The sequence below is a fragment of the Caulobacter sp. 1776 genome, assembly GCF_040545685.1.
In the GTDB taxonomy this organism is placed as follows: Bacteria; Pseudomonadota; Alphaproteobacteria; order Caulobacterales; family Caulobacteraceae; genus Caulobacter.
In genome coordinates, this window is record NZ_JBEPMI010000003.1 from 267236 (window position 1) to 288929 (window position 21694).

Genomic DNA, 21694 nt, shown 5'->3' on the forward strand with positions numbered 1-21694 from the left:
CGTGGCTTAGCCTTGGCGCGTGCTCATGACCTCGCAATTCGGCGCCTTGCTGCGCGGCTGGCGTGTCGCGCGCCGGATGAGCCAGATGGACCTCGCGGCGGCGGCCGACGTCTCGCCGCGTCACTTCAGCTGCGTCGAGACCGGCAAGGCTCAGCCCGGCCGCGACGTCGTCGTCCGCATCGCCGAGACGCTCGAGATCCCGCTGCGCGACCGCAACGCCCTGCTGATGGCGGCCGGCTACGCTCCGATCTATCCCGAGACGGCCTTGGCTACCTCGCATCTCGTCGAGGCGCGCAAGGCGGTCGACCTGTTGCTGGCTCAGCAGGAGCCGTTCCCGGCCAGCGTGCTGGACCGCCACTGGAACATCGTCGAGTCCAACCAGGGCTTCGATCGCCTGGTCTCGCACGTGCTGGGCGGCCGTCCCTCGCGGCACGCCAACATGATCCGCCAGATCTTCGACCCCGAGGACGTGCGCCGGATCATCGTCAATTGGGACGAGATCGCCGGGGCGGTGATCGGTAACCTGCAACATGCCCTGGCCGCCACGCCCGGCGATGCGGTCGGCCACGCCCTGGTCGCCGAGGTCCTGGCCTATCCCGGCGTGCCGGCCCGCTGGCGCCAGATGGATTTCGCGACGCCGCCGACGCCGCTGCTGACCACGGTCATGCACGACGGGGAGGGCGAGCTATCGTTCTTCTCGACCATCACCACCTTCGCCATGCCCCGCGACGTGACCCTGCAGGAACTGCGCATCGAGTGCTGCTTCCCAACCGACGCAAGGACGCGGACGGTGCTGGAGGGGCTGGCCGGCCGGTAGATTCCCCGGAGGTCCGTCGGGCGCTCAGACCGCCGCGACCGCGAAGCCCGCGCGATGCAGTTCCTTCTGGAAGGTGCATGCGGGGCTGTGTATCTGCGGCGTCTCGCCAAGGACGCCGCAACCCAATGCGATGTGGGTCTCGCACGAACCGCTGGCGGTGAAGCCGACGTTCCCCAGTCCCGGCAGTGAGTTGTACGCTCGAGGGCAAAAGATCGGTCGTCCGTCCATGAGGGCTCGGACAAACTCGTCCGCAAAAGCGACCCGCCACCACGCGCGCTGAACCCGTTCGGGTGTCTCGGGGCTGAAGGAGATGCGGCCAGAGACGACGCGAGCGCTGGGAACGACGAGGTTCAGCGCATCCAGGAAGCCATTGCCCGTCCTGAACGTGGCGTGCTTGGTCTCGCGCCGCAAGCGCAGCAGGGGAACCGAGAAGTGCTGCGCCGCGTAGGATTCCCAAATACGGACATCGGCGTCGAGGGAGCTGTCGTCGAACACGGTGTCCCAGTCCCCGCCCTGTTCGAGCTGGGCGAGCATCGCGTCATAGGCCGCCTCCGCCAGCGGCGAGGCGGCGACGACGCCCTTGGTGAAGTCGTCGATGTCGCCGCCTTTCAGAAGCGACAGCAGTCGCTCGCCCATGGGAAAGATCTCCGCCGCCGCCAACCCGTTGCCCAGGTCCTCGACCTTCAGGGCGGAGCAGGACAGGAGCTCGTCGGCGACGCCGAGCACGAGATCGCGGGAGAAGCGCGGACGCCCCCGATCGTTCATGAATCTGGAGATCAGAAGGTCGAGCACCATGTAGGGCATCGTCGCTTCGGCGAGGCTGTCCTCGTTGTCCATCGCAACGTGGAGGCGCTGTTCGAGGGCCTCGATCAGCTCCGCCGAAGCCTGGTCCCCGATGAAGGACCGTGTGATTGCGTGCGCGCTGGCTTCAAAAGCGGCTTCGACGCCAAAGGGATACAGGACCGTATAGTATTCGGGCGGATCGCTGTCCTTGACGACGTTTCTGAGCGTAGCGGCGTCTACGGTTCGCCCCAGGTCCGTATCCATCGGTATGATCAGGTCATCGATCCGCCGATTGACCGAGAGCGGCTTGAAGTTCCCGATGAGGACGCGGGACCCCATCGCATCGGCGCGGGCGATCCGCGCGAAAGCCCGGACTTCAGATGGGCAGGTCTCTTCGCGTATCCATTCGGAGAGCGGCGTCCGCCAGGTCTCGCCCGTCCGGGCCAGCTGTCGAGATGCGCGCGCGAAGCTTCGCAGGACCTGCATCCGGGTCGAGAACAGGCTCATGCCCGCGAACGTCCCGAACTGGTCGTAGAAGTGCCGGGTCTCATGGATCGGGCTCAGCGCGGTATAGACCGTCTCGATTGGGTCGCCTTCGATCGTCTCGCCTGACGCCAGGCGCTGGGCCATAGCTATCGCCTCGGACGACAACTGGTGCTCAACCAGCGCCAGCGGGTAGTTGAACGACCCGAACTGGACGCCGGACCGGCGCGACCGGAACCGCATCAGAGCGTGATCCTCAGTCGATTATCCGGATGGGACCTGTCCTGCGCCTGATCGCCCCAATGGACGATCTCGACGATCTTCTTGTCGAGCAGCATGTCCAGGGCAGGGGTCACGGCGAGAGACGCACCCAATTTCAGCGATACCTCAGACCAGGTCGGCGGCTCGGGCGACTTGGCCAGCTTCCTTTCGGCCTGCGCGAGAGCGAGGGCCTTCAGCAGCGCGATGGCGTCGGCATGTTCCGGGGCCTTTAATATCGAAAGCCGACTCCAGAGTTTCTGCAAGATGTCCACGCCGGTGGGCAGATCGGCCCAGCTCAACGGATTGGCGCATAGCGACAGGATGAGCCCGAACAACGGCAGGGCGGTTTCCTGGAACGCGTCCTTGAAGTTGAAGACGATCATCCGCGGAGGCCCCTTCGCGCCGCTTTGCCAGACGACACTCTTGAAGTCCGGCGGCGTCGGGAGATCCGACTCCCGCGCTGTCACGTAGCGGTCGTCTACACCGTTCGCCGCCTGGCTCAGGAAGCTGGCCATGGCGCGACGAAGCGCGTCGCTGCGCCCCTCGCCCAAATCCTCGATCAGTTCGGCTTGCCGTCCGTCGAGAGGCTTTAGGAAGAATCCGAGCAGCTGGTTTTCGTTGACGTTCATGGATGTGCGGCTCTTGGCCCGCGTGGCCCCGACAGGCGGAGGATCGCCTTACGGGCGTATTGTTCAATTCTTCACCCCGAAATTGTCAAGCCAAGCGTGACTGTAAGATTTACCGCGCCCCATACCGCGCCAGGAAGGTCTCGACCGCGTCCTCGGCGACGGCCTTGATCGGACGCCGCGGCTGGACGTCGTCGCCGGCCGAGAGGCCCAGGACCAGGGTCACGTGGTCCAGCATGCCCATCAGCTGGCCGGCGGCCCACGAGGGCTTGGCGACCTTCAGTTCGCCGGTCTTGACCAGGTCGTTGATCACCGAGATCGCCGCCCCGCCAAGCTCGTCACGGGCGCTCTGCAGGAAGTATTCGGCGACGTCCTCGAACCGGCGGCGCTCGGCCGTGACCATCCTGAACATGGCCCGGGTGTCGGGGCGCGAGAAGAAGGCGGCGTAGGCCGTGGCCAGGGCGGTCAGCCGCGCGCGGGCGTCGCCCTTGGTCCGCACGGCCTCGCGCACGGGCGCGGCGATGCCGCTGACCGTCTCCAGGACGATAGCCTTGAACAGGTCGGCCTTGCTGGGGAAGTAGGCGTAGAGGGTGGCCGTCGAGACCCCGGCCACGCGGGCCACCACCTCCATGCCGGCGTCGGCGTAGCCCTGGCGGAGAAACAGGGTTCTGGCCGAGCCGAGGATCTCCTCGCGCTTGTGCCCCGATCGCTTCAGACCCGCGCCGACAAGCATATGAGTACTCGCACTGATTGGCTTCAATGCAATCTAGCCGCGAAAACGGAGCTTAAGCAAGGCTTGGGCGAGAGGACTCGCGGGCTTGTTTCGGCTATGCAGCCCCGGCGCCGGATTTCGGGCGCGGGAAGACGGGATCGAAGGCGTGATCAAGGACGCGGAAGCCGCGCGCGAGCAGGAAGTGGCCGCCTGGTTCGAGGGCCGGGCCGAAAGCACGATCGAGACCTCGTGCGCCCGGGTGTTCCTGATCGGCGGCTCGGCCTTCAAGGTCAAGCGCCCGGTCGATTTCGGGTTCCTGGACTATTCGACGCTGGAGCTGCGCCGCTGGGCGCTGGAGCGTGAACTGACCTTCAACCGCGCCGCCGCGCCGGACATCTATCGCGAGGTGCGCTGCCTGACCCGCGCGGCCGACGGCGGTCTCGAGCTGGAAGGCTCGGGCGAGATCGTCGAGTACCTGCTGGAGATGCGCCGCTTCGACCAGAACGGCGTGCTGGCCACCCAGCCCTGGGCGATCGACGACGCACTGGAGGATTCGCTGGGCCGCACGGTGGCCCGTTTCCACGCCGGTTCGGCCCTGCGTCCGCAAGGCGGCGGGGTGTCGGCCCTGGGCTACACCATTCGCTCCAACGCCAATCTGCTGCGCGGTCTGTCGGGGCGGCTGGGCAAGCAGGCCGTCGAGCGCCTGGTGCACGAGACGGACATCGCCCTGGAGCGCCTGGCGCCGCTGCTAGACGGCCGCGCCAAGGACGGCTTCGCCCGTCACTGCCACGGCGACCTGCATCTCGGCAACATTCTGATCGAGAACGGCCAGCCGATCCTGTTCGACTGCATCGAGTTCAACGACACCCTGTCGGACATCGACGTGCAGTACGACCTGGCGTTCCTGCTGATGGACCTGGACTTCCGCCGTCGCCGCGACGCCGCCGGCCGGGTGCTGAACGCCTATCTGGACGAGGCGGCCCGCACGTTCGGCGAAGGGTTGTGGACGGGCCTCGCCGCCCTGCCGCTGATGCTGAGCGTCCGCGCCGCCGTGCGCACCCACGTCTGGGCCTATACCGGCGACGACGAGGCCGCGCGGGCCTATCTGGCCACGGCGCTGGAGCACCTGGCGCCGCGTCCGGTCAGCCTGGTGGCGGCCGGCGGCCTGTCGGGCTCGGGCAAGTCGACCTTCTCGCGGGTCTGCGCGCCGGGCCTGGGCTCGGCGCCGGGCGCGGTGGTCCTGCGCACCGACGAGATCCGCAAGCGCCTGTGGGGCGTCCCCTCGCTGCAGCGCCTGCCGCGCGAGGCCTATACGCCGGAGATGAGCGCCCGGGTCTACGACCAGCTGTTCGGCGACGCGGCCCTGTGCCTGAAGGCCGGCCGCTCGGTGGTGCTGGACGCGGTGTTCCTGAAGGCCGAGGAGCGCGCCCGCGCCGAAGCCCTGGCCAAGACCTGCGACGTGGCCTTCCAGGGCGTCTGGCTGGAGGCGCCGCCCGAGGTGCTGCGCGCCCGCGTGGCGGCCCGCGTCAACGACGCCTCGGACGCCGACGTCGCGGTGCTGGAAAATCAGCTGACCCGCGACACCGGCGAGATCGCCTGGCGCAAGGTCGACACGGTCAGCGCGTTCGAGGACGAAGCCCGGGCCCTGGCGGAGGCGATGGGGTAGGGGCGCTTGCAGCCTAAGCCGCTTGCCGGCCCTCGTCCGGCGGTTCCGGATTCACGGCCCGTACAATGGCCATGATCAGGTCCATCGGCTTGACCGGCTTGCCCAGGTGGTCGTCGAAGCCCAAGCCCAGGAACCGCTCGCGGTCGCCGGCCATGGCCGAGGCGGTCAGGGCGATGACCGGCAGGCCGGGATCGCCGGCCCGTCCGGCGCGGATAGCCTCCAGGGCGGTGATGCCGTCCATCACCGGCATGTTGATGTCCATCAGCACGCAGTCGTAGTGCTCCTGGGACATCGCCTCCAGCGCTTCGGCGCCGTTCTCGACGACGGTCAAGGCCACGCCGGCCGGCTCCAGCATGGTGCGCACCACCAGCTGGTTGACGGCGTTGTCCTCGGCCATCAGCACGTGGATCTGGGTGAGGGCGTCCTCGTCGACCTCGGCGGGCGGCGCCGCGAGGATCGGCGGCTCGGCCGGGGCCGCGCGGACGCTGAACACGAAGCAGGCGCCAGCGGCGCCGGGCTGCAGCACCAGGTCGCCGCCCAGCTGGCGGGCCAGGGCGCGCGAGATGGCCAGGCCCAGGCCCGCGCCGCCGTGGCTGCGCGAGATCGTCTCGTCGGCCTGGGTGAAGCTGTCGAACACGCGGTCGGCCGCCTCGGGCGGCACGCCGGGGCCGGTGTCGGCGACCGTGAACCGGATCAAGCCGTCCGCTGGCGAGGCGCTGACCGAGACCCGCACATGGCCTTGCGACGGCGTGAACTTGACGGCGTTCGACACGAGGTTGGTCAGGACCTGGCGAATGCGCCGCGGGTCGGCGAAGATCCAGGCGGGGACCTCGGCGCCGAAGTCGGCGAACAGCGAGAGGCCCTTGGCTCCGGCCGCGTCGCGCCAGGCGTCGATCACGTCGGCGACGATGGCGCGCGGCTCCACCGGTTCGGGCGCCAGCTCCACCTTGCCGGCCTCGACGCGCGACAGATCCAGGACGTCGTTCAGCAGCTGCATCAGGCCGTGGCCCGACTTGATCATCAGCTCGACCTGCTCGCGCTGCCGCGGGTCGAGCCTGGAGCGTTCCAGGGCGTGGGCCATGCCCAGCAGGCCGTTCATCGGGGTGCGCAGTTCGTGGCTGGCGACGGCCACGAAGGTCGACTTGGCGCGGGCGGCGGCCAGGGCTCGTTCGCGCTCCTCGCGCAGGCCCCGGGTCAGCTGGTCCATGCGCTGGGCGGCGGCGCGGTTGCGCAGCGCCACGTTCACGGTGACGCCGATCAGCAGCACCAGCGACCAGCGCATCGCCTGGGTTACCGGATCCCAGCCGGCCAGGAAGAAGAAGGGAAAGACGATCAGGCACAGGACCGGCGCCAGGCCGCTGATGATCAGCAGGGCCAGGGGCTGGTGCCGGTATTGCTGGGTGAAGACCAGCTGGCCGCACCAGATGGCCACGGCCGCGATCTTCAGCTTGTCCGAGCCGTTCGTCCACAGCAGCGCCGCCAGCGCCGCCCAGCTGCCGTTGACCGGGATCGCGGCGAGCATGAACGCCGCCCGCTCGCGCCGCGTCCCCGGGCGGCCCCGGCCGAAGGAGCGGGTGGCCAGGAAGGCCAGGCCTTCGGCGACCAGGAAGCTGGCCAGCCAGGCCGCGGCGACGCCGTAGCCTAGGCCCAGGCCGATCACCGCCGCGCCGAGACAGCCGGACACCACGCGCGAGGGACCCAGCCGACGAATGTCGGCGGCGACCTCGTCCAGTCGCTCGTCCGCGAGGGTCTCAGCCAGCCAGCCCAAGGATGATCTCCAAGCCGGCGAACCACGTTCGCCCAAACGATGACTATCCCGCGATCGCAACCAAGAGTCTCCCGACGGGACCTGCGACCGATTAACGCGGAGGTCGGCTAGTCGACCAACCGGCGCGCATCCGTTCACGGAGGTTTGCGCGGATCTTTCGCCCCTCGGGGGCTGCGCGTTGCGCCCTCCTTTCTCTTTAGAAGGGCCGCGCGTTGCGCGGCTGGCCGCGCGCCGATAGCCTCGCCTGAACAACGATAAGCAAACCGAGAGAGCGGGTTTTCGATGCAGGGGCTGATGCAGCATGGGGCGCTGACCCTCGACAAGATCATCGACCACGCCGCCAAATGGCACGGCGGCCGCGAGGTGGTCAGCCGGTCGGTCGAGGGGCCGATCGTCCGCACGACCTACGCCCAGATCCACGATCGGGCCAAGCGCGTCTCCAACGCCCTGCTGGCCCTGGGGATCAAGCCTGGCGACCGCGTCGGGACCCTGGCCTGGAACACCGGCCGGCACATCGAAGCCTGGTACGGCATCATGGGCATCGGCGCGGTGTGCCACACCCTGAACCCGCGGCTGTTTCCCGAGCAGATCGCCTGGATCGCCGACCACGCCGGCGACCGGGTGATCTTCACCGACCTGACCTTCCTGCCGATCATCGCCGCGATCCTGCCGCGCCTGCCGCACGTCGAATACGTGGTCGTTCTCACCGATCGCGGCCACATGCCCGCCGACTTCGCCCCCGCCGGCGATGCGCCGCATTTCAAGGGCCTGCTGGCCTACGAGGACCTGGTCGAGCAGCACCACGCCGACTGCGCCTGGGGCGGGTTCGACGAGGGAACGGCGGCGGGGCTCTGCTACACCTCGGGCACGACTGGCGACCCCAAGGGCGTGCTGTACTCGCACCGCTCCAACTTCCTGCACACCTTCATCACCATGCAGCCCGACGTGATGGGCCTGTCGCAGAAGGACGTGGTCCTGCCGGTGGTGCCGATGTTCCACGCCAACGCCTGGGGCATGGCGTTCTCGGCCCCGGGGACGGGCGCCAAGATGGTCATGCCGGGCGCCAAGATGGACGGCGCCTCGATCTTCGAGCTTCTGGACACCGAAGGCGTGACGTTCTCGGCCGCCGTGCCCACCGTCTGGCAGATGCTGCTGCAGCACCTGGAGGCCACCGGCGCCAGGCTGCCGGTGCTGAGGAAGGTGGTGATCGGCGGGGCGGCCTGTCCGGAGAGCATCATCCGCGCCTTCCACGACAAGTACGACGTCGAGGTGGTCCATGCCTGGGGCATGACCGAGACCTCCCCTGTCGGGACCCTGTCGGTGATGACCGACGAGTTGGAAAAACTGCCCTACGACCAGCAGATGCCCTATCGCCTGAAGCAGGGCCGGCCGCCGCTGGGCGTCGAGATCTGCCTGCGCGACGACCAGGGCCAGCCGTTGCCGCACGACGGCAAGGCCTTCGGCCACTTGAAGATCCGTGGCCCGATCATCGCCGCCGAATACTTCCGGAGCGCGGGCGGCAGGATCCTGGACGACGAAGGCTATTTCGACACGGGCGACGTCGCCACGATCGACGACCATGGCTTCATGCAGATCACCGACCGGGCCAAGGACGTCATCAAGTCCGGCGGCGAATGGATCAGCACGATCGAGATCGAGAACATCGCCGTCGGCCATCCCAAGGTCGCCCTGGCGGCGGTGGTCGGCGCGGCCCATCCCAAGTGGGACGAGCGGCCGGTGCTGCTGATCAAGCTGAAGGACGGCGAGACGGCGACCAAGGCCGAGTTCATCGACTATCTGCAGGGCAAGATCGCCAAGTGGTGGATGCCCGACGACGTGCTGTTCGTCGACGAGATCCCGCTGGGCGCGACCGGCAAGATCGACAAGAAGCTGATCCGCAAGCGCCTGGCCGACCAAGGGTACGCATTGCCGGAGACGCCGGTTCAGCCGAGCCCCGCGCCGGAGCCGGCCGTGGCCCCGACCCTGGCGGCCGCCGACGGGGCGCACGCCTCGGTGATCTACGCGCCCGATCCGCCTCGGGAGATCGAGCCCGAGAAGGCGTCCGGGACGCCCGAGTTGGAGGTCGAAGCCGCGCCGGAACCCGTCGCCCACGTCGAGTCCGCGCCCGAGGAGCCAAAGGCCGAGACGATGTCGGCCACCGACGCGATCCTCGCCGAGGCCGCGGCCATCGCCGCCGGGGAGCAACCGGCGCCGGCCGAACCCGAGCCCAAGGCGGATGCGACGACCATCACCGCGCCGCCGGAGCCCGAGCCGCCGCTGCGCCTGCACGAGCCGGCCAAGGCCCAGCCCGTCAGCGCCGAGGCCTCCGAGCCCCTGCCGTTCGCCATGCCGATCACGCCGGGCAAGCGCGGCAAGGCGAAGGCGGCCAAGGCGGCCAAGTCGGGCGGCAAACCGCCGGGCTGGGCCAGGCTTTATCTGGATCTGGCGATCCTGGTCGCGCTAGCGCCCGCCATCCTGGCCGGCGGCGGCGCGCTAGGCGTCAAGCTGGGCCTGATCGGCCTGCCGCTGGGCTACACGGCCATGACCCTGGACTGGGCGCCGAAGATCGCCTTCATCAGCGTCGCCACCGGCCTGCTGGCCCTGGTTGTCGCCCTGATCGGCGGCTTTGGTCGCCTGTGGCGGGCCGCGCTGCTGGCCCTGATGGTCACGGCCGTCACCTTCGCGGTGATGTACGGGGCCAGGGCCCTGCAGGGCCAGTCGCCGCCGATCCACGACGTCTCGACCGACTGGAAGACGCCGCTGGCCTTCTCGGACGCGGCCATGGCCGCGCGGGGCGGCTCGGCCGAGATCGTCGACGACGACCCCAGCCTGCCGGTCGGCTCGGCCGCCTATGCCGGCCGCCGCCTGGCCGAGATCAACGCCGAGACCTGCCCGGCGGCCCGCCCGCTGATCAGCGAGCGCGCGCCGAGCGACACCTACGAGGCGGTGAAGGCCGCGGTGATGGCCGCGGGCATGACCCTGGTCACCGACGACCCGGTGGACGGCCGCCTGGAGGCCACGGCCCGCAGCTTCTGGTACGGCCTGACCGACGATCTGGTGGTGCGGGTGCGGCCGGACGCGCAAGGCTCGCGCCTCGACCTGCGCTCGATCGGCCGCGACGCGGGCCCCGACCAGGGCCGCAACTGCGCCCGCATCGGCGCGCTGATCAAGGCGGTGAAGGGACAGTAGCAGGAGGCTAGGGCAAATCGACCTTCAGCCCCAAACACCGCTCATCCCCGCTTTCGCGGGGATGAGCGGATTTAGGGGATGGCCGACGTTGAATGTCGATCCGCCCCTAGTCCTCGATGGCCTCGATCCCGAGCCGTTTCAGGTTCGCCAGGTGCTCATGCATGGCCTGGAGCTGCTCGGGCGTGTGGCCCGTCCACGCCTTGACCTCGCCGACGATCCGAAGCGGATCGCGCGTGCGGTAGGACTTGGTCGGATTGCCCGGGAACCGCTTGTCCGTCAGGTTCGGGTCGTCCTCGAACGGTCCTGTCGGCTCGACGATATAGATCCGGCCCGGCCCGTCGCCCACCGCGAGCTCGGCCCCCCAGGTGGCCGCCTCCAGGGTGGCGCTGAAATAGACAAAGGCCGCGGCTTTCCGCTGGCCGTAGTTGGAGGCGAAGCCGGCGCTGACCAGGTCGCCCTCTTTCAGGTCCGCCTTGGCGCCGTGATAGTATGTGGGAGTGGCGGTCATCGGTCGTGGCCCTTTCGAAAACGGGGACGGGTGTCCCCTGCGTCGAGGGCGCTACAAACTGCGCATAAATCGCCGTTCGCCAATTCTTGAACTCGAGTTTTTCGGCCCCAAATCCCTATCGGGCGAGGGCGGCGCCGCTCAGGCGAGCCGGTATTCAGCGTCCAGGTCCAGCGCGCCGTCGCTGACGACCCGACCTTCCCGAACCAGCTGAATCATATGAGCCAGCACCGAGTGGGCGGCCGCCGGATGCAGCCGCGGGTCGACGGCGGCGTAGAGGCTGGGCACCATGGCCTTGATCGTCGTGAAGCCCGCGCCCAGGGCCTCCAGGATTTGAGCCTCGCGCGCCCGGCGGTGGGCGGCATAGGCGTCGACGAACGGCCCGACCTCGCGCACCGGCGCGCCGTGAGTCGGCCATAGCGTCTCGAAGTTGCGGGCCCGCACCTTGGCCAGACTGGCGAGGTAGTCGCCCATGTCGCCGTCGGGCGGGGTGATCACCGTGGTCGACCAGCCCATGATGTGATCGCCGCTGAACAGGGCGTTTTCTTCCTTCAGCGCGAAACAGACGTGATTGGACGTGTGGCCGGGCGTCGTCACCGCCTCCAGCGTCCAGCCGGGGCCGGACAGCAGGTCGCCGTCCGAGAGTTCGACATCGGGCCGGAAGCGGCTGTCCGCGCCTTCCTCCAGGCCCGGCGAAGCGGCCTCGCCATGATCGCCCGGGGCCGGCAGGCCGTAGACCTTGGCGCCGAACGCCTCGGCCAGCGGGTGGGCGAGGGGCGAGTGGTCCAGATGGTGGTGGGTGACCAGCACGTGGGTCACCCGCTCGCCGGCCAAAGCCGCCTTCAAGGCCTCGAAGTGCTCGGGCAGATCGGGGCCGGGGTCGATCACCGCCACCTCGCCCTGGCCGACGATGTAGACGCCGGTGCCGGTGTAGGTGAACGGCCCCGGATTGCGCGCGATCACCCGCCGGATCAGCGGCGAGACCTGATCGCAGCGGCCGTACTCGAACGCCAGCTCGCGAACGAAGGGGATCATCACGGCGCTCCCACACGCGGCGCCGGTCTTGCGCTTGAGCCCTCCAGTAACCCTTGGAGGACTGGCCATGGCGGCGGACGCGGCGATTTTTGTTTCGAAACGGCTCCAGCGCGCGGCCTTCGCCATCATGTGTATCATTCTGGTCCAGTTCGTCCTGGCCAGTTGCCAGGCCGAACCTACGCCCATGGCGGCCCGCGAGTCGGCCGCCTTCTAGAAGGCGCTAGCCCGGTAGGACGCCCGACAGGTCGTAGCCGGCCTGACGGCCCTGGTTCACCAGGGTCTCGCGATCCTCGCCCGCCAGGGCCTGGCCGATCGACCAGGTGACGATGGAACGCGTGCCCGAGCGGCAGAAGGCCAGGACCGGCCCCTTCGCGGCCTCGATCGCGACTCGCACCGCGTCCACCTGCTCCTGCGAAGGTCCGCCGCGCACCGGCACATGCAGATAGTCCAGCCCCGCGGCGCGCGCGGCCGCCTCGATCGTGGCGCTGGACGGCTGGTTGGGATCCTCGCCGTCGGGGCGGTTGTTGATCACCAGCACGAATCCCTCGGCCGCGGCCCGCGCCATGTCGGCCTCGGTGACCTGCGGGCTGACGGAGAGAGAGTCGGTGACGCGTCGGAAATCGCTCATGGGCTCGCCGAAACAAAAATGCGCGGCGCAACTCGCCGCCGCCGCATCTTCGCGGGGGGCGGGCGCCTAGGCAATGGTCAGCGGTCCCAAGCGGCGTGCCGGCGAAATAGGCGAGGCGGGACGGAACATGCCGAAATCACGGCAAATATTAAAAATCTTTTATCGTTATGCGGCCGAAATAGGAACGATTTGGCGAAAGTCAATCCATGCGAGGGATGTTGTCGCGAAAATTCCTTCGAAACACGAGTTCCGCGAACGGCGTTCCGCGTTGACGAAATAACCCCGAAAAAACAAGCGAATGGTGAAGGTCTTCGACGCGTTTGCGGGGGGCGAGTATTCGTGGCGAGCGCTGATATGTCGAAAAGCGGCGACCCTGTGGCGATTTTGCGACAGGGGGTCGCGATGTGGATTACAATTTTGCAATGACAATTGACCCTCGGCGGCGGCCCCCCCTAACGTCGGCCTAACCGGGGAAATGTTTCCGGGACACCAGTGATCTCGTGGCGCCGTTAGGCGGATTTCCGCTCCAGGTCGGACAAAGTTTCTAGAGGGGTCTTCGTCCGACTTGCCGCCTTGCGCCACGCTCAGAGGGGATTTGAAGACCATGATTTCCACCAAAGGTAGCGCTCGCGCGCGCCTCATGACGTCGACGCTGCTGGCCGGTCTGGCCGCCGTCGCCGCGCCGCTAGCGATCGCGGCGATCGCCACCGCGATCCCCACCTTGGCCTCGGCGCAGGACTATACGAGCGGCACGCTGAACGGCCGCGTCCTGGACTCGGCCGGCGCTCCGGTCGCCGGCGCCGCCGTGACCGTGAAGTCGCAAGCCACCGGCGTGACGCAAAACTCGACGACCGACGGCAATGGTGTCTTCCGCGCGCCCCTGATCCCGACCGGCGCCTATACGGTGACCGTCACCAAGGACGGCTACCAGACCACCAACAACGCCGGCCTGGCCGTCCGCGCCGGCGGTGAGTCGAACTATAGCTTCACCCTCGCCGCCAACGGCGAAGTCTCCGAGGTGGTGATCACCGCGACGGCCCGTCCGGAACTGGACTTCTCGCAAACCACGACCGGCCTCGCCATCGACGTCGAGCAACTGGTCAAGTCGGTCCCCGTGGTCCGCAGCGCCCAGGGCCTGGCCCTGCTGGCGCCGGGCGCCATCCAGGGCGCGGCGGGCAACTACGCCGGCCAGACGGCCATCGGCGGCGCTTCGGTTTCGGAAAACGCCTTCTACGTCAACGGCCTGAACATCACCAACTTCAACACGTACCTGGGCGGCGGCACCGTGCCGTTCGACTTCTACAAGACGTTTGAAGTGAAGACCGGCGGCTATCCCGCCGAGTTCGGCCGCGCGACCGGCGGCATCGTCAACGCCGTGACGAAGTCGGGCTCCAACGATTTCATGTTCGCGGTTCACGGCAACTATGAGCCGGAAAGCTGGCGGTCCAATCAGAAGGACAGCTATCTGAACGCCGGCAACCACCTGAAGCGCGATTACAGGGACCTGATCTTCGAAGCCGGCGGCCCGGTCATCAAGGACCACGTGTTCCTGTACGCCCTGGCCCAGCTGCGCAAGCTGGAAGCCAACCCGGCCAACTCGGCCACCCGTTCGACGGCCGCGACCACGGCGCGTGAAGCCGCCAACCCGCAGGGCGCTGAAAACCTGACCGTCGACCGCTCGGGCCAGCCGTTCTACGGCGCCAAGCTCGACGCCTATCTGACGTCGCGCCAGCACTTCGAAGCCACCTACTTCCGGACCAACGACGTCACCAAGCGCCGCGTGTACGGCTACAACCAGTTCACCGACAAGGTGGGCGCGTTCAAGTCGGGCCAGAACTTCCCGACGGGCGGTGAGAACTTCGTGTTCAAGTACACCGGCTCGTTCACCGACTGGCTCACTCTGTCGGGCGCTTACGGCCGCAACGTCGACAATCAGGCGACCCTGCCGCTGAACACCACCGATCCGCTCGTGCAGGATCAGCGCAGCGGCACAGCCGCCACGATCAGCCAGCAGACCAGCAGCGCGATCGGCGCGCCCTACAACACCAAGCGCAACTTCTGGCGCGCGGACGCCGACCTGTACTTCAATCTGGTGGGCAAGCACCACATCCGCGCCGGTTACGACCATGAAGACAACTATCTGAAGCACTTCTCGGTCTATCCGGCCAACGCGGCTTACACCTACAAGGTCGCGGCCGCCGGCAACGCGCTCGGCCTCGCCGCCGGCACCCAGTTTATCGAAGCCCGGACCTTCATCTCGGGCGGCGCCTTCTCCGGCGAGAACCAAGCCTGGTACGTGCAGGACTCCTGGCAGCTCATGCGCGGCCTGACGCTGAACCTCGGCGTCCGCAGCGACAGCTTCCAACTGGCCGGCTCGAACGGCGTCGTCTTCGCCGACCTGAAGAACAACATCGGTCCGCGCATCGGCGTCACCTGGGACCCGACCGGCGAAGGTCGCGACAAGATCTTCGCGAACTACGGCAAATACTTCCTGCCGATCGCCAGCAACACGGCGTTCCGTCAGGCCGCCGGCACATACGACTTCACGGCGCGCTACTACAATCTGGCCGGCTACACGCCGGATCCGCGCACCGGCCTGCCGACCGGCGGGCTTGGGACGCAACTCGTCGGCTACACGGGCGCCCGCGCCTGCGTCGCCGGCGGCGCCTCGGCCGCGGGCGTCATCGGCTGTACCTACCAGAACGACGGCACGTTCTTCGCCGCCGACCAGCAGCACAGCAAGGAGCTGAAGGCGACGGAAGAGGACGAGTACATCATCGGCTACAGCCACAAGTTCGATAACCTGTGGACCGTCGGTGTCAGCCTGACCTACCGCAACCTGGTCGAAGGCGCCGACGACGTGGCCATCGACTACGCGGTCCGTGCGTATTGTAAGGAAAAGGGCCTCTCCACGGCTCCGGGCGGCGCTTGCGACAACTACGACGGCACGCTCATCGACTACGCGATCATCAATCCGGGTTCGCCCGCGACGGTCCGCCTGCAGTTCCCGCTGTCCACCACGGGCACGGATCTGCCGACCCTGACCTTCACCGAGGCTCAGCTGGCCTATCCGAAGATCAAGCGTGAATATACGGCCCTGGACCTGTCCTTCGACCGCGCCTTCGACGGCAAGTGGAGCTTCCACGGCACCTACACCCTGTCGGAGTCGAAGGGTAACTACGAAGGCTCGTCGTACAGCGACTACGCCAGCGGTCAGACCGACTCGGGCGTCACCCTGCAGTACGATACCCCGACCCTGCTGGAAGGCGCCTACGGCCTGCTGCCGAACCACCACGCCCACGTCTTCAAGGCTTATGGCTCGTATCAGCTGACCGAGAACCTGCTGCTCGGCGGCAACGGCACGATCATCTCGCCCCGCCGCGTCGGCTGCATCGGCTACGATCCGAACGACCCGGTCCTCGAGAACAACTACGGTCCGTCGTACAGCCACTACTGCGGTGGCAAGCTGTCGCCGCAAGGCACGGGCGCGAGCACGCCGTGGACCACCTCGTTCGACGCCTCGCTGCGCTATCAGGTGCCGAAGTTCTTCCCCTATCAGGGCGACCTCGTCCTGCGCGCGGACGTCTTCAACATCTTCAACTCGCGCAAGGCGGTGAACGTCCAGAACGTCGCCGAAAACGGCACGGTGCTCTACACGGCCCCGGCCAGCGGCAGCCCGCTGTCGGCCACCCGTCAGCCGGTGTTCGGCCAGCCGATCACCTTCCAGACGCCGCGCTATGTGCGCGTCGGCTTCGACCTGACCTTCTAAGGTCGACGTCCTTTCAGGACAGAGATGGCGGCGGGCTCCGAAAGGGGCCCGCCGTTTTCTTTTGGGGGCGGGAGGTCACGGGACGGGCGGTCAAGCCGTCCGGGTTGGGGGAAATGGGCGTGTCTGGGACCTTGGCCGCCGCGGCATGGGCGGAGATGTTCGAGCTGATCGACCGTCAGCTCTCGCCGCTGGGGCTCGCCGCCATCGATGCGCTCGCGCCCGCGCGTGGCAGCCTGGTGATCGACATAGGCTGCGGGGCCGGCCAGACCCTGCTGCAACTCGCCGAGCGGGTCGGGCCGGAGGGACGGGTCGTCGGCGTCGACATCGCGCCACGCCTGCTGGAGGTCGCGAGACGTCGCACGGCCGCCCTCGGCCAAGTCGAACTGGTCGAGGCGGACGCCCAGGCGCTGACTCTGTCGACGAGCGGCGTCGACGCGATCTTTTCCCGGTTCGGCGTCATGGCCTTCGCGGATCCCGCGATGGCGTTCGCCAACTTCCGTCGCATGCTGAAGCCGTCGGGCGTCCTGGCGTTCTGCTGCTGGCGGTCGTTGGCCGAGAACGAACTGGACGCCCTGCCCGTCGCCGCCGCGGGGCTGACGGCGATGGTCGACGAGGGGCCCTTCAGCTTCGCCGACCCGGACCATCTGCGGCGCCTCCTGGAGGCGGCGGGCTTTGGCGACATCACCATCCGGGCGCACGACGAGGCCGTGTCGAGCGGCGATCTCGACGCCATGGTCGCGGTGCTGCTGAAGGTGGGAGCCTTGGGAAGGATCGTCCGTGAAAACCCGGACCTGCGGCGCGAGGCCGAGACCCGCCTGCGCCGCGCGTTGCTCGCCCGAGGCGATCCGTCCCGCGTCGCGCTGATGGCGGCCGTCTGGATCGTCGTCGCGAAGCCCTGAGCCAAATCGCACGGAGAAGGCCGCCCGGAACGTCCCCGGACGGCCTTCTCGCTGTTTAATGCACCGGCGTGTCGGCCAGCACCGAAGCGCCGCCCGGCGCCGCGCGCAAGCGGGCGTGGGCCATCTCGTCCAGGATCGCCTGCGAGCGCGGATCGCCCAGCACCCAGGCGGCGGCCGCCAGGGTCTTGGCGGAGGTCTCGCTGACGCCCAGGAAGCGCTCGAAGGCCTCGAACGGCGACTTGCCGCCGTCCATGCGCTTCAGGCGCACGTCGCCGTCCAGCTTGGCCAGGGCCTTGGCCTTGTCGACGGCCTGGTAGAAGCCGCCCAGCTCGTCGACCAGACCCAGCTGCTTGGCCTGCTCGCCGGTCCAGACGCGGCCCTTGGCGATCTCGCGCACGCGCTCGGGCGGCAGCTTGCGGCCCTCGGCGACGCGGCTGATGAAGCCGGCGTAGATGCGGTCCATCCAGCCGGCGAACTTGGCGCGCTGGTCCGGCGTGAAGCCTTCGGCCGACCCGAAGGCTTCCGAATAGGCGCCGCCGACGTGCAGATCCTTGGTGTCGACGCCGAAGCGGGCCAGGGCGTCGCCCAGGGCGAACTTGCCGCCATAGACGCCGATCGAGCCGGTCAGGGTCGAGGGCTCGGCGACGATCGAATTGGCCTGGCTGGAGATCCAGTAGCCGCCCGAGGCCGCGTAGGTCCCCATGCTGACCACGACGGGCTTGCCGGCCGCCTTGGCCGCCTTCATGGACGCCAGGATCTGCTCCGAGGCGGTGTCCGAGCCGCCCGGCGAGGAGACGCGGAAGACGATCGCCTTGACGTCCTTGTCCTCGGTCGCGTTGCGGAACGCCTGGGCCACGTCGTCGGAATAGACGTTGCTGTCGCCGCCGAACGGGCCGCCGCCGCCGCCCGCGCCGGTGACGATCGCGCCCTCGGCCCCGATCACGGCGATGGCCGGGCCGGTCTTGACCGTCGGCGGCTTGGAGCGGGCGGCGTAGTCGTCGAAGTCGACCAGCTTGGCGCCCTTGCCCGCCTTGTCGAGGGCGAAGGCCTGGATGTCGCTGACCTGGCCGACCTTGTCGATCAGGCCCTTGGCTTGCGCCTCCTGGGCGCTGTAGGGGCCGTCCTCCAGCGTCCTGGTCAGGGCGGCCGGATCCTTGCGGCGATCGACGGCGGCGCTGGTCAGGGCGGTGCGATAGACCGAGCCCATCCACGACAGCGTCGATTCCCGGTGGGCCGGGGTGTAGTCGCTATAGAGGTACGGATTCACCGCATTCTTATACTCGTAGCGCTGCTCGTACTCGGCCTTGACGCCGTACTTGTCGAAGAAGCGCTTGAAGAACATCGACTCCGACGAGACGCCGACGGCCTGGAAACTGCTGTCGGGCTGCATCCAGAACTCGCTGGTCGCCGCGCCCAGCATGTAGGTCGAGGTGATCATGCCCGAGGGATAGAGGCCCTGGCTGTGGGCGTAGATCGGCTTCTTGCCGACCTCGCGGAAGTGCTTGAAGGCCAGGCGCAGCTCGTCGGCCGCGGCCGGGGCGACGCCGCCCTCGGGCAGGCGCACCAGGATAGCCTCGACCTTGTCGTCCGTCTCGGCGCGACGCAGCGTCTCGATGATCGACATCACTGAGTCGCCGCCGCCCCCGCTGAAAGCGGCGAACGGGCTCTTGGGGGCTTGGTCGGAGAGGCCGCCGCGCAGGTCCAGCTGCAGCACGGTGTGGGTGGGAACGGGCGCGGGCCGCGCGGCCCCGGCGGCCATCGCGATGAGCAGGAAAGGCACTCCGACCACGAACAACAGAAGGCCGACGAAGACGCCGGCGACGGTCAGGAAGAACTGCTTCATCGGAAATCCTGTGAGAGGTCGGGCCAAGCTACCGGACGCTGCGGCGCGGTCAAATGAACACCTCGAAACAAAGAGGCCCCGGAACGGGGCTCATACTGTTGCGGAGGTTGTAGGTCTGTTGATAGGTCTCCTTGGCCGAGAGCGCCAGCACGAGCGGACCGGCGACGTTCACTTCCACAAAGGTCACCGATGCCGAGGAACCCCTATTGGACCGCGCAGGACGCGGCCAAGATCCAGCCCCTGTTGAAGATCGCGCACGACAAGGTCTTCGCGCCCAGCGTGTACGATTTCTACGAGAATGACGTCCAGGGCGAAGCGGGCATGACCGGGGCCGTGGTCTACCGCATCTATATGCGCACCGACGCCAGCTATTGGTTGGGCGCGAAGGGCGATTATTCGACCAGCATCTCGATCTACGACTCCGAGGGTTACCTGTACGACACCGGCATTTCCAGCCAGTACAACAAGACGGTCGACAAGGCGGGCTACTACTACGTTTCCATTTCCTGGCGCTACGTGCCGGCCGGCACGCCGGGAACGGTGGGGTGGACCTTCGCCGAGGATTTCGGAGACGACGGCAAGGACACCGGCTCGCCGCCCAGCACGACGGTGTCGGTCGCCTGGGCCAACATCCTGCGGACGCCGGGCGACGCCACCCTGCTGTCGCTCAAGGCGCAGACCGACGCCCATGTCGTGAGCGCGCCGCAGGGTGTCGACCAGATCATCAAGATGGCCGGCGCCACGACCTCGGTCGCCACGCTCAGCTACCAGTTCTTTACGGGTAAGATCCCGGGCCTGGCGGGCATCGACTACCTGGTCGATCCCAAGGGGGCGAACCCGAACAATCTCAACAGCGCCTACTACCAGAGCTTCAATCTGGAAAACCGCTACATCAACTTCGCGGTGAACCTGGGTAAGCTGGGCGAGGGCAAGGCGACCTTCGCGGCCAAGTACGGATCGCTGGACCTCTTCGACGCCACGCGAGAGGCCTACAAGACGATCTTCGGCGGAACGCCGACGGACGCCAAGATTCACGCCCTGATCGATACGCGTGCGGATTACTTCGCCAGCTATGGCGGCGACGGCGCGAACGGGATCGGGACCAAGGCCGCGATGGTCGGCTGGCTGCTGGCCGAGGCGGTCAAGGCCGACGTCGGAATGTACGCCAAGGTCAACGACGTCTTCCTCGTCGATCTCGCGGACGGCGCGACCTTCGCGGTCGATCTTGTCGGGGTCTATGGCAGGGCCGTCTACGAATACGCAGGCTGACGGGCGTTGGGCCGGATTCGGCGTCGACCGGGTCCGGCCAGCGCCCGCGCGCCGCCGCTCGGCGTCAATGCGCTGTATTCTCTAGAGTTTTCCCGCTTCTGGCTAGCGGGGGAAAATGGTCGGAGTGGCAGGATTCGAACCTGCGACCCCTGCGTCCCGAACGCAGTGCTCTACCAGACTGAGCCACACTCCGACTTGGAGGCCGGCCTTATAGGTGGGCGTTCCGGAGGGCGCAAGCGCCTTTTTCGAGGTTCGTGTGACAGCCGGAAAAAACTTCTGAAAAGTCCCGTTGCATCCGTCCGACTCGTGCGCTATCTCCACCGCCTCGCCGGGCCCTGACGGGTCTCGCCGTTCCTGCTGGGGAATGGTGTAATGGTAACACTGCGGTTTTTGGTACCGTCATTCTAGGTTCGAGTCCTAGTTCCCCAGCCACTTCCTCCCATCAGTTTTCCGCTGCGCAAGCAGAGGCCTAGGCCTCTACTTGACTGCCGTCGGCGCTAGTCGCCGATCGTCACCGTGACGTCTGTCCCGTGCTCGCGGAGCGACGACCTCCCCCTGCGTCACTCGAGCCGGTCGGCCAAGTCCAGTTTGCGCAACGATCATGTCGAGAAACGCGCGATACGCGACAGCAAGGGCAATCGGCGCCGCCGAATGGGTTGATCGCGCATCAGATGGCGTATTGGCCCGCGCGACGTCTGAGGTCATTTAAGTTGAGTTCGCAGTTGCGAGACAGAGCGGCGCACGCATGGGTTTAACGTGCTGTTTCGCTTCTTATAACGGCGTTGTCAGCGGTATAGTTGACGAAAATTCGCCTCGTTGAACGAGCTCATCGATAGTCGATTGTTACGAGAATTCACGAATCCGGATGAAAATATGGCCTTGAACTACTTGTGTTTCTGAAGCGAGGGTGTATTTGCGGGTAATAGGGGAATGGAGTTGAGATCGTGGAAGACAAAGCTAGCCTGATCGAGCTTACCGCTGAAATCGTGGCCAACTATGTGGCCAATAACGTTACGCCTGTTTCGGAACTTCCGGCGCTGATCCGCGCTACGCACGACGCTCTGGCTGGTATTGGCGCGCCGCCCGCGCCGACCGTCGAGGCCGTCAGCAAGGCCACACCGGCTCAAATCCGCAAGAGCATTACGCCAGAGGCCCTGATCAGCTTCGAGGACGGCAAGCCGTACAAGACGCTGAAGCGCCACCTGACCACGCACGGCATGACCGTGGCCGAGTACAAGGCCAAATGGGGTCTGCCGAACGACTATCCGACCACCGCGCCGGCCTATAGCGAGGCTCGGTCGCAAATGGCCAAGGCCCTGGGCCTGGGCCAAGGCGGTCGCAAGGGCAAGGCGCCGCGCGGCCGCAAGGGCTGATCGGCTTTCAAGCCTTCTAGAACTGGAAAAGGGGACGCGGCGGGCGTCCCCTTTTTTATTGGCCCCAA

General features: G+C 67.4%; 16 protein-coding genes and 2 tRNA genes. 9 read left to right on the forward strand and 9 right to left on the reverse strand.

Annotated elements, in window-relative coordinates; translation table 11 throughout:
* Window positions 1–25 precede the first annotated feature (25 nt).
* Window positions 26–817: a helix-turn-helix domain-containing protein gene (locus tag ABIC66_RS09805; protein ID WP_354069802.1), complete on the forward strand. Its 792-nt coding sequence runs from the start codon at window positions 26–28 to the stop codon at window positions 815–817.
* Between the two features lie 24 nt (window positions 818–841).
* Here the strand turns inward: ABIC66_RS09805 and ABIC66_RS09810 are convergent, their stop codons facing one another.
* The 3 genes from ABIC66_RS09810 to ABIC66_RS09820 all read right to left on the reverse strand — a co-directional run bounded on the left by ABIC66_RS09810 (window position 842) and on the right by ABIC66_RS09820 (window position 3703).
* On the reverse strand, window positions 842–2326 hold the full coding sequence (locus tag ABIC66_RS09810; protein ID WP_354069804.1) for a hypothetical protein: 1485 nt from the start codon (window positions 2324–2326) through the stop codon (window positions 842–844).
* Window positions 2326–2973: a hypothetical protein gene (locus ABIC66_RS09815; RefSeq protein ID WP_354069805.1), complete on the reverse strand. Its 648-nt coding sequence runs from the start codon at window positions 2971–2973 to the stop codon at window positions 2326–2328. The genes ABIC66_RS09810 and ABIC66_RS09815 overlap by 1 nt, the downstream gene beginning before the upstream one ends.
* A 109-nt stretch (window positions 2974–3082) precedes the next feature.
* Window positions 3083–3703 (reverse strand): TetR/AcrR family transcriptional regulator, encoded by a 621-nt coding sequence (locus ABIC66_RS09820; protein WP_354069807.1) that lies wholly within the window; start codon window positions 3701–3703, stop codon window positions 3083–3085.
* A gap of 145 nt (window positions 3704–3848) precedes the next feature.
* Here ABIC66_RS09820 and ABIC66_RS09825 point away from each other — a divergent pair, with 145 nt between their 5' ends.
* On the forward strand, window positions 3849–5348 hold the full coding sequence (locus ABIC66_RS09825; RefSeq protein WP_354069808.1) for a bifunctional aminoglycoside phosphotransferase/ATP-binding protein: 1500 nt from the start codon (window positions 3849–3851) through the stop codon (window positions 5346–5348).
* A 13-nt stretch (window positions 5349–5361) separates the two neighbouring features.
* Here ABIC66_RS09825 and ABIC66_RS09830 read toward each other — a convergent pair whose 3' ends face one another.
* Window positions 5362–7116 (reverse strand): ATP-binding protein, encoded by a 1755-nt coding sequence (locus ABIC66_RS09830; protein WP_354069810.1) that lies wholly within the window; start codon window positions 7114–7116, stop codon window positions 5362–5364.
* A gap of 282 nt (window positions 7117–7398) precedes the next feature.
* Here ABIC66_RS09830 and ABIC66_RS09835 point away from each other — a divergent pair, with 282 nt between their 5' ends.
* A complete protein-coding gene (locus ABIC66_RS09835; protein WP_354069812.1) occupies window positions 7399–10305 on the forward strand; it encodes a long-chain-fatty-acid--CoA ligase in 2907 nt (968 codons plus the stop codon).
* A 106-nt stretch (window positions 10306–10411) separates the two neighbouring features.
* Here ABIC66_RS09835 and arr read toward each other — a convergent pair whose 3' ends face one another.
* On the reverse strand, window positions 10412–10813 hold the full coding sequence (arr, locus tag ABIC66_RS09840; protein WP_354069814.1) for an NAD(+)--rifampin ADP-ribosyltransferase: 402 nt from the start codon (window positions 10811–10813) through the stop codon (window positions 10412–10414).
* Between the two features lie 138 nt (window positions 10814–10951).
* Window positions 10952–11845, reverse strand: coding sequence for an MBL fold metallo-hydrolase (locus ABIC66_RS09845; RefSeq protein WP_354069815.1), 894 nt, complete (start codon window positions 11843–11845; stop codon window positions 10952–10954).
* Between the two features lie 67 nt (window positions 11846–11912).
* Here ABIC66_RS09845 and ABIC66_RS09850 point away from each other — a divergent pair, with 67 nt between their 5' ends.
* Complete coding sequence (locus ABIC66_RS09850) at window positions 11913–12059, forward strand: hypothetical protein (RefSeq protein ID WP_354069817.1); 147 nt, start codon at window positions 11913–11915, stop codon at window positions 12057–12059.
* A 6-nt stretch (window positions 12060–12065) separates the two neighbouring features.
* Here ABIC66_RS09850 and ABIC66_RS09855 read toward each other — a convergent pair whose 3' ends face one another.
* Window positions 12066–12473, reverse strand: coding sequence for a TIGR01244 family sulfur transferase (locus ABIC66_RS09855; protein WP_354069819.1), 408 nt, complete (start codon window positions 12471–12473; stop codon window positions 12066–12068).
* A 640-nt stretch (window positions 12474–13113) separates the two neighbouring features.
* On the opposite strand from ABIC66_RS09855, the gene ABIC66_RS09860 reads away from it, so the two are divergent.
* Together ABIC66_RS09860 and ABIC66_RS09865 are read left to right on the forward strand one after the other, a co-directional pair.
* Window positions 13114–16242 (forward strand): TonB-dependent receptor, encoded by a 3129-nt coding sequence (locus tag ABIC66_RS09860; protein ID WP_354069820.1) that lies wholly within the window; start codon window positions 13114–13116, stop codon window positions 16240–16242.
* Window positions 16243–16361: 119 nt separating this feature from the next.
* On the forward strand, window positions 16362–17141 hold the full coding sequence (locus tag ABIC66_RS09865; RefSeq protein WP_354069822.1) for a class I SAM-dependent methyltransferase: 780 nt from the start codon (window positions 16362–16364) through the stop codon (window positions 17139–17141).
* A 55-nt stretch (window positions 17142–17196) separates the two neighbouring features.
* Here the strand turns inward: ABIC66_RS09865 and sppA are convergent, their stop codons facing one another.
* Complete coding sequence (gene sppA / locus ABIC66_RS09870) at window positions 17197–18984, reverse strand: signal peptide peptidase SppA (RefSeq protein WP_354069823.1); 1788 nt, start codon at window positions 18982–18984, stop codon at window positions 17197–17199.
* A gap of 189 nt (window positions 18985–19173) precedes the next feature.
* Between sppA and ABIC66_RS09875 the strand changes: the two genes are divergently transcribed.
* Window positions 19174–20253 (forward strand): hypothetical protein, encoded by a 1080-nt coding sequence (locus tag ABIC66_RS09875; RefSeq protein ID WP_354069825.1) that lies wholly within the window; start codon window positions 19174–19176, stop codon window positions 20251–20253.
* Between the two features lie 116 nt (window positions 20254–20369).
* On the opposite strand, the gene ABIC66_RS09880 is transcribed toward ABIC66_RS09875, so the two are convergent.
* A tRNA-Pro gene (locus ABIC66_RS09880) sits at window positions 20370–20446 on the reverse strand.
* 165 nt (window positions 20447–20611) lie between these two features.
* Here ABIC66_RS09880 and ABIC66_RS09885 point away from each other — a divergent pair.
* Both ABIC66_RS09885 and ABIC66_RS09890 read left to right on the forward strand, forming a co-directional pair.
* Window positions 20612–20685: transfer RNA gene (locus tag ABIC66_RS09885), tRNA-Gln, on the forward strand.
* A gap of 512 nt (window positions 20686–21197) precedes the next feature.
* Window positions 21198–21626: a Ros/MucR family transcriptional regulator gene (locus ABIC66_RS09890; RefSeq protein ID WP_354069827.1), complete on the forward strand. Its 429-nt coding sequence runs from the start codon at window positions 21198–21200 to the stop codon at window positions 21624–21626.
* Window positions 21627–21694 lie beyond the last annotated feature (68 nt).

Bases quoted from the DNA above. Each gene is read 5' to 3' on its own strand.
- ABIC66_RS09805 (WP_354069802.1), top strand. From the start codon at position 26: ATGACCTCGCAATTCGGCGCCTTGCTGCGCGGCTGGCGTGTCGCGCGC.
- ABIC66_RS09810 (WP_354069804.1), bottom strand. From the start codon at position 2,326: ATGCGGTTCCGGTCGCGCCGGTCCGGCGTCCAGTTCGGGTCGTTCAAC.
- ABIC66_RS09815 (WP_354069805.1), bottom strand. From the start codon at position 2,973: ATGAACGTCAACGAAAACCAGCTGCTCGGATTCTTCCTAAAGCCTCTC.
- ABIC66_RS09820 (WP_354069807.1), bottom strand. From the start codon at position 3,703: ATGCTTGTCGGCGCGGGTCTGAAGCGATCGGGGCACAAGCGCGAGGAG.
- ABIC66_RS09835 (WP_354069812.1), top strand. From the start codon at position 7,399: ATGCAGGGGCTGATGCAGCATGGGGCGCTGACCCTCGACAAGATCATC.
- arr (WP_354069814.1), bottom strand. From the start codon at position 10,813: ATGACCGCCACTCCCACATACTATCACGGCGCCAAGGCGGACCTGAAA.
- ABIC66_RS09845 (WP_354069815.1), bottom strand. From the start codon at position 11,845: ATGATCCCCTTCGTTCGCGAGCTGGCGTTCGAGTACGGCCGCTGCGAT.
- ABIC66_RS09850 (WP_354069817.1), top strand. From the start codon at position 11,913: ATGGCGGCGGACGCGGCGATTTTTGTTTCGAAACGGCTCCAGCGCGCG.
- ABIC66_RS09855 (WP_354069819.1), bottom strand. From the start codon at position 12,473: ATGAGCGATTTCCGACGCGTCACCGACTCTCTCTCCGTCAGCCCGCAG.
- ABIC66_RS09860 (WP_354069820.1), top strand. From the start codon at position 13,114: ATGACGTCGACGCTGCTGGCCGGTCTGGCCGCCGTCGCCGCGCCGCTA.
- sppA (WP_354069823.1), bottom strand. From the start codon at position 18,984: ATGAAGCAGTTCTTCCTGACCGTCGCCGGCGTCTTCGTCGGCCTTCTG.
- ABIC66_RS09875 (WP_354069825.1), top strand. From the start codon at position 19,174: ATGCCGAGGAACCCCTATTGGACCGCGCAGGACGCGGCCAAGATCCAG.